Raw genomic sequence first — 12,720 nt, forward strand, 5'->3', positions numbered from 1 at the left:
CAGGCGCCGCGTTCCGTTCCGTACGCCCTTGTACGGGACGTCTCAGGCGTGACGGGGGGTCAGACCGTCAGCGGGCGATCCGTGGGACGGATCGGGGCCGGCAGGGTGCTCGCGCCGGTGAGGTAGTGGTCCACCGCGCGGGCCGCGGAACGGCCCTCGGCGATGGCCCACACGATCAGCGACTGGCCGCGGCCGCTGTCACCGGCGACGAAGACCCCGTCCACGTTGGTGGCGAAGTCCTTGTCGCGGGCGATGTTGCCGCGGGCGTCGAGCTCCAGACCGAGCTGCCCGACCAGGCCGTTGCCCTGGTCGGTGCCGGTGAAGCCCATGGCGAGGGTGACCAGTTCGGCCGGGATGACCTTCTCGGTGCCGGGCTGCGGCACGAACTTCCCGTCCTGGAATGCGACCTCGACCAGGTGCAGCGCCTTGACGTTGCCGTCCTCGTCGCCCTCGAACCGCATGGTGTTGACGGCGTAGACCCGCTCGCCGCCCTCCTCGTGGGCGGAGGTGACCTTGTACGTCATCGGCATGGTCGGCCAGGGCTGGTGCGCCGGGCGGTCGTCCGTCGGCCGCGGCATGATCTCCAGCTGGGTGACCGAGCGGGCGCCCTGGCGGTGCGCGGTGCCGACGCAGTCGGCGCCGGTGTCGCCACCGCCGATGACGACGACGTGCTTGCCCTCGGCGGACACCGGCGGGGTGACGTAGTCGCCCTCCTGCACCTTGTTGGCGAGCGGCAGGTACTCCATGGCCTGGTGGACGCCGCCGAGTTCACGTCCCTCGACGGGCAGGTCGCGCCACTGGGTGGCACCGGCGGCGATGACCACGGCGTCGTAGCGCTTGCGCAGCTTGGCCCCGTCCATGTCGCGGCCGATCTCCACACCGGTGCGGAACTTGGTGCCCTCCGCGCGCATCTGCTCGATGCGGCGGTTGATGTGCCGCTTCTCCATCTTGAACTCGGGGATGCCGTAGCGCAGCAGACCGCCGATGCGGTCGGCCCGCTCGTACACCGCGACCGTGTGGCCGGCCCGGGTCAGCTGCTGCGCGGCGGCGAGGCCCGCCGGGCCGGAGCCGATGACGGCGACGGTCTTGCCGGAGAGCCGGTCCGGGGGCTGCGGGGTGACGTCCCCGCTGTCCCACGCCCTGTCGATGATGGTGACCTCGACGTTCTTGATGGTCACCGCCGGCTGGTTGATGCCGAGCACGCAGGCGGACTCGCAGGGGGCCGGGCAGAGGCGGCCGGTGAACTCCGGGAAGTTGTTGGTCGCGTGCAGGCGCTCGCTGGCGGCCTTCCAGTCCTCGCGGTAGGCGTAGTCGTTCCACTCGGGGATCAGGTTCCCCAGCGGACAGCCGTTGTGGCAGAAGGGGATGCCGCAGTCCATGCAGCGTCCGGCCTGCTTGGAGATGATCGGCAGCAGGCCGCCGGGAACGTAGACCTCGTTCCAGTCCTGCTTGCGCTGCTCGACCGGGCGGGTCGGAGCGGTCTCGCGGGGCGTGGTGAGGAAGCCCTTCGGGTCAGCCATTTGCCGCCTCCATCATCTTCGCGACGGTCTCGGACTCGGAGAGCCCGGCTTGCTCGGCGGCGTTCTTGGCGGCGAGCACTGCCTTGTAGTCCCGCGGCATGACCTTGCCGAAGCGGGTGAGGGTGCGGCCCCAGTCGCCGAGCAGCCGCTCGGCGACGGTGGAGCCGGTCTCCTCCTGGTGGCGGCGCACCACGTCGTGCAGCCACTTGATGTCGTCGGCGTCCAGTTCCTCGACGTCGACCATGCCGGTGTTGACGTTGTCCGGGTCGAGGTCGAGGACGTACGCGATGCCGCCGGACATGCCGGCCGCGAAGTTGCGTCCCGTCGGGCCGAGCACGAGCGCCCGGCCGCCGGTCATGTACTCGCAGCCGTGGTCGCCCACGCCCTCGGACACCACCGTGGCGCCGGAGTTGCGGACGCAGAAGCGCTCGCCGGTGGTGCCGCGCAGGAAGAGCTCGCCGCCGGTGGCGCCGTAGGCGATGGTGTTGCCGGCGATGGTCGAGTACTCGGCCAGGTGGTCGGCGCCCCGGTCCGGACGGATGATCACCCGGCCGCCGGACAGGCCCTTGCCGACGTAGTCGTTGGCGTCGCCCTCCAGGCGGAGCGTGATGCCCTTGGGGAGGAAGGCACCGAAGGACTGGCCCGCGGAACCGGTGAGGGTGATGTCGACGGTGTCGTCGGGCAGGCCCGCGCCGCCGTACTTCTTCGTCACCTCGTGGCCGAGCATGGTGCCGACCGTGCGGTTGACGTTGCGGACGGCGATCTGGGCGCGGACCGGGTCGCCGTTGTCGAGGGCGTCCTTGGCGAGCGCGATCAGCTCGTTGTCGAGCGCCTTCGCCAGGCCGTGGTCCTGGTCGGTGGTGCGGTGCATGGCCGCGCCCTCGGGCAGCTCGGGCACGTGGAAGAGCGGGGCCAGGTCCAGGCCCTGCGCCTTCCAGTGGTCGACCGCCGCGGTGGTGTCGATCAGCTCGGCGTGCCCGACGGCCTCCTCCAGCGAGCGGAAGCCCAGTTCGGCGAGGAGCTCGCGGACCTCCTGCGCGATGAACTCGAAGAAGTTCACCACGTACTCGGCCTTGCCGGAGAAGCGGTCGCGCAGCACCGGGTTCTGGGTGGCGATGCCGACCGGACAGGTGTCCAGGTGGCACACCCGCATCATCACGCAGCCGGAGACCACCAGCGGCGCGGTCGCGAAGCCGAACTCCTCGGCGCCCAGCAGGGCGGCGATGACGACGTCGCGGCCGGTCTTGAGCTGGCCGTCGGTCTGCACCACGATGCGGTCGCGCAGGCCGTTGAGCAGCAGCGTCTGCTGGGTCTCGGCCAGGCCCAGCTCCCAGGGGCCGCCCGCGTGCTTGAGCGAGGTCAGCGGGGAGGCGCCGGTGCCGCCGTCGTGGCCGGAGATCAGCACGACGTCCGCGTGGGCCTTGGAGACACCCGCCGCGACCGTGCCGACGCCGACCTCGGAGACCAGCTTCACGTGGATGCGGGCGGCCGGGTTGGCGTTCTTCAGGTCGTGGATGAGCTGCGCCAGGTCCTCGATGGAGTAGATGTCGTGGTGCGGCGGGGGCGAGATCAGACCGACGCCGGGGGTGCTGTGCCGGGTCCTGGCCACCCACGGGTAGACCTTGTGGCCGGGCAGCTGACCGCCCTCGCCGGGCTTGGCGCCCTGGGCCATCTTGATCTGGATGTCGTCCGCGTTGACCAGGTACTCCGAGGTCACGCCGAAGCGGCCGGAGGCCACCTGCTTGATCGCGGAACGGCGCGCCGGGTCGTACAGGCGGTCCGGGTCCTCGCCGCCCTCGCCGGTGTTGGACTTGCCGCCCAGCTGGTTCATGGCGATGGCCAGCGTCTCGTGCGCCTCGCGCGAGATGGAGCCGTAGGACATGGCCCCGGTGGAGAAGCGCTTGACGATCTCGGAGACCGGCTCGACCTCGTCGACCGCGATGGGCGCGCGCTCACCGTCCCTGAGCCGGAACAGGCCGCGCAACGTCATCAGGCGCTCGGACTGCTCGTTCACCCGGTCCGTGTACTGCTTGAAGATGTCGTAGCGGCGCGAGCGGGTGGCGTGCTGCAGCCGGAAGACCGTCTCCGGGTCGAACAGGTGCGGCTCGCCCTCGCGGCGCCACTGGTACTCGCCGCCGATCTCCAGTCGGCGGTGCGCCGGGGCGATCCCGGAGGCGGGGTAGGCCTTGGCGTGCCGGGCGGCGACCTCCTTGGCGACCACGTCGAGACCGGCGCCGCCGATCTTGGTGGTGGTGCCGTGGAAGTAGGTGTCGACGAAGTCGGTGTCCAGGCCGATCGCCTCGAAGACCTGGGCGCCGCGGTAGGAGGCGACGGTGGAGATGCCCATCTTGGACATCACCTTCAGCACGCCCTTGCCCAGCGCCTTGATCAGGTTCCTGATGGCCGCCTCGGGCTCGACGCCCGAGATGAAGGTGCCCGCGCGCAGCAGGTCCTCGACCGACTCCATCGCCAGGTACGGGTTGACCGCTGCGGCGCCGTAGCCGATGAGCAGCGCGACGTGGTGCACCTCGCGGACGTCGCCGGCCTCGACCAGCAGCCCCACCTGGGTGCGCTGCTTGGTGCGGATCAGGTGGTGGTGGACGGCCGAGGTGAGCAGCAGCGACGGGATCGGCGCGTGCTCGGCGTCCGAGTGCCGGTCGGAGAGCACGATCAGCCGGGCGCCGTCCTCGATGGCGGCGTCCGCCTCGGCGCAGATCTCGGTGAGCCGCGCGGCCAGCGCCTCCCCGCCGCCGGAGACCCGGTACAGACCCGACAGGGTCGCGGCCTTGAGGCCCGGCAGGTCGCCGTCGGCGTTGATGTGGATGAGCTTGGCCAGCTCGTCGTTGTCGATCACCGGGAACGGCAGGGTGATGGTGCGGCAGGAGGCCGGGGAGGGCTCCAGCAGGTTGCCGGACGGGCCGACGGCGCTGATCAGCGAGGTGACCAGCTCCTCGCGGATGGCGTCCAGCGGCGGGTTGGTGACCTGCGCGAACAGCTGCGTGAAGTAGTCGAAGAGCAGCCGGGGCCGCTCGGAGAGCGCCGCGATCGGGGAGTCGGTGCCCATGGAGCCCAGCGGCTCGCCGCCGGTCTTGGCCATCGGCGCCAGGATGATCCGCAGCTCCTCCTCGGTGTAGCCGAAGGTCTGCTGGCGGCGGGTGACCGAGGCGTGGGTGTGCACGATGTGCTCGCGCTCGGGCAGGTCGTTGAGGTGGATCAGGCCGGCGTCCAGCCACTCCGCGTAGGGGTGCTCCGCGGCGAGCTGCGCCTTGATCTCGTCGTCCTCGATGATCCGGTGCCCGACCGTGTCGACCAGGAACATCTTCCCGGGCTGCAGCCGGCCCTTGCGGACCACCCGGTCCGGGGCGATGTCGTGCAGCACGCCGGACTCGGAGGCGAGTACGACCAGGCCGTCGTCGGTGACCCAGTAGCGGCCGGGGCGCAGGCCGTTGCGGTCGAGGACGGCGCCGACGACCGAACCGTCGGTGAAGGTGACGCAGGCCGGGCCGTCCCAGGGCTCCATCAGCGTGGAGTGGTACTGGTAGAAGGCCCGCCGGGCCGGGTCCATGGAGTCGTGGTTCTCCCACGCCTCGGGGATCATCATCAGCACGCTGTGCGGCAGCGAGCGGCCGCCGAGGTGGAGCAGCTCCAGCACCTCGTCGAAGGTCGCCGTGTCGGAGGCGTCCGGGGTGCAGACCGGGAAGATCCGCTCCAGGTCCCCGTCGAAGAGGCCCGAGGCGAGCTGCGACTCGCGGGCGCGCATCCAGTTGCGGTTGCCCTTGACGGTGTTGATCTCACCGTTGTGGGCGACGAAGCGGTACGGGTGCGCCAGCGGCCAGCTGGGGAAGGTGTTGGTGGAGAAACGCGAGTGCACCAGGGCGATCGCGGTGGCGATGCGCTCGTCGGACAGGTCCGGGAAGAAGGGCTCCAGCTGGCCGGTGGTCAGCATGCCCTTGTAGACCAGCGTGCGGGCCGACAGCGACGGGAAGTAGACGTCCGCCTCGCGCTCGGCGCGCTTGCGGAGCACGAAGGCCGGGCGGTCGAGGGCGGTCCCGGCCCTCCCGGCGCCCTGGGCATCCGCCACGAAGAGCTGGGCGAAGTGCGGCATCGTCGAGCGGGCGGTGGCGCCCAGGCTCGCGGGGTCGGTCGGCACCTCGCGCCAGCCGAGGACGGCGAGGCCCTCCTCGGCGGCCAGCCGCTCGATGGACTCGACGGCCTTGCGGCGGTCCTCGTCCTCGACGGGCAGGAAGGCCGTGCCGACCGCATAGTGGCCGGCGGCGGGCAGCTCGAATCCGGCTACCGCCCTCAGGAACGCGTCCGGGACCTGCATCAGGATGCCGGCGCCGTCGCCGGAGTCCGGCTCGGAGCCGGTGGCCCCGCGGTGCTCCAGGTTGCGCAGCACGGTCAGGGCCTGCTCCACGAGCGCGTGGTCAGCCTCACCGGTGAGGGTGGCCACGAAGCCGACGCCACAGGCGTCGTGCTCGTTGCGGGGGTCGTACATCCCCTGGGCGGCGGGACGGCCGTCCATGTGGGACCGGCCGGAACCGGAGCCGCCGGCGGCCTGGGGGTGCGTGGACGCGGAACGCATCGGCTCTCCCGTCGTCGTCATCTGGCATATGACATGCGCACTAGGGACGACGTTGGCCCTCTGCGATTTCGTGCAGGTTACATGATGGCCGGATGGCCGAAAAGTGGATAGCCAGTTCCATCATGTGGACTAAGCAGCGCTACGAGCAGGCAGTTTTGGGCCAGCATCGCTCACGTGAGACGCAGGCGACTCTGCCCACGGCGCCACAGACTGATGCCCTGTGCCGGTCGCGCTGAAACGAGCGGGTAACACGTGGCTTGTGGCCGTCACCCGGCTCAGCCGACGGCGGTGCCGAACAGCGCGCCCAGAACGAAGGTAACCCCGGCGGCGGCTCCGCCCAAGACGAGCTGCCGAAGTCCGCTGAACCACCAGCTGCGCGCCGTCACACGCGCCACAGCCGCCCCGCACAGGAAGAGACCGACCAGCGCGACGATCACGGCGGGCCAGACCACCGTTGCGCCGAACAGGTAGGGGAGCACCGGCAGCAGGGCGCCGATGCCGAAGGACAGGAACGAGGAACCGGCCGCGACCAGCGGCGACGGCAGGTCGGTGGGGTCGACGCCCAGCTCCTCGCGGGCGTGGATCTCCAGGGCCTGCTCAGGGTCCCTGGACATCTGCCGGGCCACCTCCTCGGCCAGCTCCGGCTCGACGCCCCGGGCGACGTACAGCGCGGCCAGTTCGCGCATCTCGTCCTTGGGGTTGCGGCGCAGTTCCAGCCGCTCGACGTCCAGCTCCGCCTGGACCAGCTCCCGCTGGGAGGCGACCGAGGTGTACTCGCCCGCGGCCATCGAGAAGGCGCCCGCGGCGAGACCCGCCAATCCGGTGATCACGACGGTGGAGGGGGCCACGTTGCCGCCGGCGACACCCGTCATCAGCGCCAGGTTCGACACCAGACCGTCCATCGCGCCGAACACGGCCGGGCGCAGCCAGCCGCCGCTCACGTCGCGGTGGGTGTGGTGCGCCACGTGGTAGGGCGTGGCCTGCTCGTCCTGCCCCGGTGCCCGCTCGGGGGCCGTGCCCGTTGCGCTGCGTTCCGCGGCTGACGGCATGGTGGTCACGGTGCTCCTTCCCCCGGGGCGCTGGTCCCCGCGTCCCTCCCTCGAACACCTCGACCGTACGCGCGAATTCCCTGCGTTTCCAGCAAGGAAAGCCTGCCCTACCTGCGAAAACGCGCCGCGGCCGCCGTCACCGGATGGTGGACGGCGGCCGCGGGCGCGCGACGTAGGCGTCAGAGGTTCTTGGCGGGCTTGGCCTCGGCGTCCACGGGGACGGCGGCGCCGTCCTCCTCGTCCCCCCGGTCCGCGCCGGGCTCCGTGGCACCGGCGTCCGCGTCTTCGGTCTCGGGGTCCTTGGTACCGGCGGCCTCGGCACCGGCGGCCTCGGCACCGGCGTCCTTGTCCTCGCCGGAGGTCTCGGCCACGGCGGCGGCGGCCGCCGGCTCGACGATCTCCTCACGGCCCGGCCGCAGCCTCGCCGAGACCACGAAGTAGGCCACCGCGGCGAGGAAGACCAGGATCGACGTCCAGTCGTTGAGCCGCAGGCCCAGGACGTGGTGGGCGTCGTCGACGCGCAGGTACTCGATCCAGAAGCGCCCGACGGTGTACGCCGCGACGTAGAGCGCGAAGGCGCGGCCGTGGCCGAGCTTGAAGCGCCGGTCGGCCCAGATGACCAGCAGCGCCACACCGACGCACCACAGCGACTCGTAGAGGAAGGTCGGGTGGTACGTCGCGACGTCCAGGGTGTCCGCCGGCCGGTGCGCGCTGTCGATCTTCAGCGCCCAGGGCACGTCGGTGGGCCGCCCGTACAGCTCCTGGTTGAACCAGTTGCCCCAGCGGCCGATGGCCTGGGCGAAGGCGATGCCGGGCGCCACGGCGTCGGCGTACGCGGGCAGCGAGATGCCCCGGCGCCGGCAGGCGATCCAGGCGCCGAGGGCACCCAGGGCGATCGCGCCCCAGATGCCGAGGCCGCCCTCCCAGATCTTGAACGCGTCGACCCAGTTCTTGCCCTCGCCGAAGTAGAGCTCGTAACTGGTGATCACGTGGTAGAGGCGACCGCCGACCAGGCCGAACGGCACCGCCCAGACGGCGATGTCCGCGACCGTGGTCTTCAGTCCGCCGCGGGCGGCCCATCGCCTGCCGCCGAGCCACACGGCCACGAAGACACCGATGATGATGCAGAAGGCATAGCCGCGCAGAGGGATGGGGCCGAGGTGGATGACCCCGCGCGACGGGCTGGGGATGAATGCGATGAGTTCCATGGCACTGCCGACGCTACCGTGCCGGGCGGGTGCGGCGGGCACCCGCCCGGCAACGGCTGGATAACGGGCGGCAGCCTCAGCCGCTCTGCGCGGCCGTGGGAGAGCCCTCCGCGGGCGTCGAAGCGCCCCGCGGACCTGACGCACCCGGGGTCGCGGACGCGCCGGGCGGAGTGGCCCCCTGGGTCTCGGTGCCGGGCTTCTTGCCCTTGTTGGCCTCGGTGACCAGCTGCTTGAGCCGGTCCGCGGTCAGGTTGGGCTGGCCCTTCGCGAGCAGGTTCTCGCCGCCGTTGAGCAGGATGGTGGGCGTGGAGTTGAACCCGGCGGTGCTGAAGGCCGCGTTGTTGGCGTTCACCCAGTCGTCGTAGGTGCCGTCCTTCACGCAGGTGGTGAAGGCGGAGTTCTTCAGCCCCGGCACCTTGCCCGCCAGCTCCAGCAGGTGGTTCTTGTCGGCGAAGCGGTCGTCGTTCTCCTGCGGCTGGTTCTGGTACAGGACGTCGTGGTAGGCGCGGAACTTGCCCTCGTCCTGGGCGCAGGCCGCGGCGTTGGCGGCGTTGAGCGAGCCGCTGCCGCCCAGGTTCCCGTCGATCAGGCGGACGAGGTGGTACTCGACCTTGAGCTGGCCCTGGTCCTGGAGGCCGTGGATGGTGTCGCGGAGCTCGTTCTCGTACGCCGCGCAGGCCGGACAGCGGAAGTCCTCGTACACGGTGAGGGTGGACGGCGCGTCGCTCGCGCCGTTGGGCAGGGCCAGCCTGTCCTTGCCGGTCGCCCCCACCGGGGTGACGGCCGGGGCGGCGGAACCACCGCCGCCGCCGCTGTTGGACACCACGACCCCGATGACCGCGCCGACGGCCAGGACCCCGATCACGGAGCCCGCGACGACCAGCGTCCTCTTGCGCTTCTGCCGGCGCTCGTCCTGTGCGCGCTGCTCCTGCATCCGGTCCCGGGCGCTGCGCTTTCCTTCACGGTTCTTCTCGCTCACACCCAGGCACAACGAACCGGGGGCACGCTCGCGCGTACCCCCGGCCCGTGTTTCGCCCTTACGAGTGAGCCGGCGTCACCTGCGGACGCCCCTGGCGAGGTCCGCCGCGAGCTCGCGGACGCCGGCGAGGCCCTGCTCCAGGTCCGGGGCGTCCAGCAGCCGCTTGACGAACGCCGAGCCGACGATCACCCCGTCCGCGAAGCCCGCCACCTCGGCCGCCTGCGTGGCGTCGGAGACGCCCAGCCCCACGCAGACCGGCAGTTCGGTGGTGGCCCGGGTGCGGCGCACCAGGTCCGCCGCCTCCGCGCCGACGCTCTCGCGGGTACCGGTGACGCCCATCAGCGAGGCCGCGTAGACGAACCCGGAGCCCGCCGCCGTGATCTTCGCCAGCCGCTCGTCCCGGCTGCTGGGGGCGACCACGAACACGGTGGCCAGGCCGTGCTGCTCGGCGGCCTTCCGCCACACCTCGGACTCCTCCACCGGCAGGTCCGGCAGGATGCAGCCCGCGCCGCCGGCCTCGGCCAGCTCGGCCGCGAAGCGCTCGGCGCCGTAGCGGTCGACGGGGTTCCAGTAGGTCATGACCAGGATCGGCTTCCCGGTCACGGCGTGCGCCTCGCGCACCGTGCGCAGCACGTCCTTGATCCGTACGCCGCCGCGCAGCGCGATGTCGTCCGCGGTCTGGATGACCGGGCCGTCCAGCACGGGGTCGCTGTGCGGCAGGCCGATCTCGACGACGTCGGCGCCGCCCTCCAGGGCGGCCTTCGCCGCCTCGATGCCGCCCTCGACGGTGGGGAAGCCCGCCGGGAGGTAGGCGACCAGGGCCGCGCGCCCCTCGGCCCTGGCGTCGGCCAGGGTCCGGTCCAGCAGCTCGATCCGCCCGCTCACCGCTGTGCTCCTTCAGCCTCGTCGTACAGCCCGAAGTAGCGGGCGGCCGTGTCCATGTCCTTGTCGCCGCGGCCGGAGAGGTTGACCAGGACCAGGCCCTCCTCGCCGATCTCCCGGCCCACCCGCAGCGCTCCCGCGAGGGCGTGCGCGCTCTCGATGGCCGGGATGATGCCCTCGGTGCGGGACAGCAGGCGCAGCGCCTGCATCGCCTCGTCGTCGGTGACCGGACGGTACTCGGCGCGACCGGTCTCCTTGAGGTAGGCGTGCTCGGGGCCGATGCCGGGGTAGTCCAGGCCGGCCGAGATCGAGTACGGCTCGGTGATCTGGCCCTCGTCGTCCTGCAGGACGTAGCTGCGCGAGCCGTGCAGGATGCCGGGTTCGCCGACGGTCAGGGTCGCCGCGTGCTCGCCGGAGTCCACGCCGTGACCGGCCGCCTCCAGGCCCAGCAGGCGCACCCCCTCGTCCGGGATGAAGGCGTGGAACAGGCCGATCGCGTTGGACCCGCCGCCCACGCACGCGGCGACCACGTCCGGCAGCCGGCCCGCGCGCTCCAGGACCTGGCGGCGCGCCTCGACGCCGATGACGCGGTGGAAGTCGCGCACCATCGCCGGGAAGGGGTGCGGGCCGGCGACCGTGCCGAACAGGTAGTGGGTGCGGTCCACGTTGGCGACCCAGTCGCGGAACGCCTCGTTGATGGCGTCCTTCAGGGTCCGGCTGCCCGACTTCACGGGGATGACCTCGGCGCCGAGCATGCGCATGCGGGCCACGTTGAGCGCCTGGCGCTCGGTGTCGACCTCGCCCATGTAGACGGTGCACTCCAGGCCGAACATGGCGCAGGCGGTGGCCGTCGCCACGCCGTGCTGGCCGGCTCCGGTCTCGGCGATGACCCGGGTCTTGCCCATGCGCTTGGTGAGCAGCGCCTGGCCCAGCACGTTGTTGATCTTGTGCGAGCCGGTGTGGTTGAGGTCCTCCCGCTTGAGGAAGACCCGTGCCCCGCCGGCGTGTTCCGCGAAGCGCGGCACCTCGGTGAGCGGGCTGGGGCGGCCGGTGTAGTGCACCAGCAGGTCGTTCAGCTCCGCGGCGAAGGCGGGGTCGGACTTCGCCTTGTCGTACTCGACGGCGACCTCGTCCACGGCGGCGACCAGCGCCTCCGGGATGAACTTGCCGCCGAACCGGCCGAAGTAGCCCTCGGCGCTGGGCACCCGGCCCTCGGGGTCGGGGATGAAGAAGTCTTCGGACATGACGTTCTCGGCTCCTTCGGGGGCGCGTCGGCAGCCCCCAGGGGTTCGCGTACCAATGGTCACGTTACGGCGCCGGCGGCACGTGGGCGCCGCCGGCGGCATGGGCGCGCGTCCACGGCCGGGGAGCACGACGGGGCGCTCGCCGGCGGGACGCCGGTGGGCACACCCCGTGCCCCGGTCTTCAGGAGGACGGCGCCGCCGTCAGCGCCATCGGCGCCCGTTGATCTGACCCGGCTCGCAGCCGATGTGGTAGCGCACGCGGCGACCGAGGACGCGCCGCGCGGGCGCGCGGCAGCCACGGGGACGGCAGCCCCGGGCCAGTCGCGCGTACGAGGTCATGGTGCCGGTCAGCCGCGTCCGTGGCGCAGCGCGGGGTGCGCGCCGGCGGCGACGAGGTCGGCGACGGCCGCCTTGGGGTCGCGGCCGGTGACCAGGGACTCGCCCACCAGGACGGCGTCGGCGCCGTCGTTGGCGTAGGCGATCAGGTCGTGCGGGCCGCGGACACCGGACTCGGCCACCTTGACGATGTGGTCCGGGATCTCCGGGGCGACGCGGGCGAAGGTGCCGCGGTCGACCTCGAGGGTCTTGAGGTTGCGCGCGTTGACGCCGATGATGCGGGCGCCCGCGTCGACGGCCCGCTCGACCTCCTCCTCGTCGTGCACCTCGACCAGCGGGGTCAGCCCGATGGACTCGGCCCGCTCGATGAGGGAGACGAGGGCGTCCTGCTCCAGCGCCGCGACGATCAGCAGCGCCAGGTCGGCGCCGTAGGCGCGGGCCTCCCAGAGCTGGTAGGCGGTGACGATGAAGTCCTTGCGGAGCACGGGGATGTCGACCTTGCCCCGGACGGCCTCGAGGTCGGCCAGCGAGCCGCCGAAGCGGCGCTGCTCGGTGAGGACGGAGATGACCGCGGCGCCGCCCGCCTCGTAGTCCGCGGCGAGGCCCGCGGGGTCGGCGATGGCGGCGAGGGCTCCCTTGGAGGGGCTGGACCGCTTGACCTCGCAGATGACCTTGACGCTGTCCCCCCGCAGGGCCGCCACGCCGTCCTTGGCGTCGCGCGCCTTCGCGGCCCGCTCCTTGAGCTCGTCGAGGGAGACCCGGGCCTGCCGCTCGGCGAGGTCCTCGCGGACTCCGTCGATGATCTCGTCGAGCACACTCACGCGAGAGGACCCCTTCCGAAAGCGAAACGATCAAGCCAGTGAGATGTTCCACCGGCACTGCGATGGTAACCGCCGGGGGACGGTGGACCTGCATCC

9 protein-coding genes are annotated in these 12,720 nt (G+C 71.9%); all 9 read right to left on the reverse strand.

Going from position 1 to position 12,720, the window contains the following annotated elements:
- Positions 1-59: 59 nt before the first annotated feature.
- The 9 genes from ABZ479_RS02425 to trpC all read right to left on the reverse strand — a co-directional run bounded on the left by ABZ479_RS02425 (position 60) and on the right by trpC (position 12,624).
- Positions 60-1,520 carry a glutamate synthase subunit beta gene (locus ABZ479_RS02425; RefSeq protein ID WP_500459461.1) on the reverse strand — a complete coding sequence of 487 codons (1,461 nt, stop codon included), beginning with the start codon at positions 1,518-1,520 and terminating at the stop codon, positions 60-62.
- On the reverse strand, positions 1,513-6,105 hold the full coding sequence (gene gltB / locus ABZ479_RS02430) for a glutamate synthase large subunit (RefSeq protein WP_500459731.1): 4,593 nt from the start codon (positions 6,103-6,105) through the stop codon (positions 1,513-1,515). The genes ABZ479_RS02425 and gltB overlap by 8 nt, the downstream gene beginning before the upstream one ends.
- Positions 6,106-6,380: 275 nt before the next feature.
- The gene (locus ABZ479_RS02435) at positions 6,381-7,154 is read right to left on the reverse strand and encodes a VIT1/CCC1 transporter family protein (protein ID WP_499607996.1); all 774 of its coding nucleotides are present in this window, start codon (positions 7,152-7,154) and stop codon (positions 6,381-6,383) included.
- A gap of 179 nt (positions 7,155-7,333) precedes the next feature.
- On the reverse strand, positions 7,334-8,362 hold the full coding sequence (gene lgt, locus ABZ479_RS02440; RefSeq protein ID WP_500459462.1) for a prolipoprotein diacylglyceryl transferase: 1,029 nt from the start codon (positions 8,360-8,362) through the stop codon (positions 7,334-7,336).
- Between the two features lie 76 nt (positions 8,363-8,438).
- Positions 8,439-9,341, reverse strand: coding sequence for a DsbA family protein (locus tag ABZ479_RS02445; protein ID WP_499607947.1), 903 nt, complete (start codon positions 9,339-9,341; stop codon positions 8,439-8,441).
- Between the two features lie 75 nt (positions 9,342-9,416).
- Positions 9,417-10,226: a tryptophan synthase subunit alpha gene (gene trpA, locus ABZ479_RS02450; RefSeq protein WP_500459463.1), complete on the reverse strand. Its 810-nt coding sequence runs from the start codon at positions 10,224-10,226 to the stop codon at positions 9,417-9,419.
- The gene (gene trpB, locus ABZ479_RS02455; protein ID WP_500459464.1) at positions 10,223-11,467 is read right to left on the reverse strand and encodes a tryptophan synthase subunit beta; all 1,245 of its coding nucleotides are present in this window, start codon (positions 11,465-11,467) and stop codon (positions 10,223-10,225) included. Before trpB ends, trpA begins: the two co-directional genes overlap by 4 nt.
- 201 nt (positions 11,468-11,668) lie before the next feature.
- Entirely contained in the window at positions 11,669-11,806 is a 138-nt protein-coding gene (trpM, locus tag ABZ479_RS02460; protein ID WP_375818389.1) for a tryptophan biosynthesis modulator TrpM, read from the reverse strand.
- A gap of 8 nt (positions 11,807-11,814) precedes the next feature.
- A complete protein-coding gene (trpC, locus tag ABZ479_RS02465) occupies positions 11,815-12,624 on the reverse strand; it encodes an indole-3-glycerol phosphate synthase TrpC (protein ID WP_500459465.1) in 810 nt (269 codons plus the stop codon).
- Positions 12,625-12,720 lie beyond the last annotated feature (96 nt).

The organism is Streptomyces sp. NPDC005722 (assembly GCF_040630935.1).
GTDB lineage: Bacteria > Actinomycetota > Actinomycetes > Streptomycetales > Streptomycetaceae > Actinacidiphila.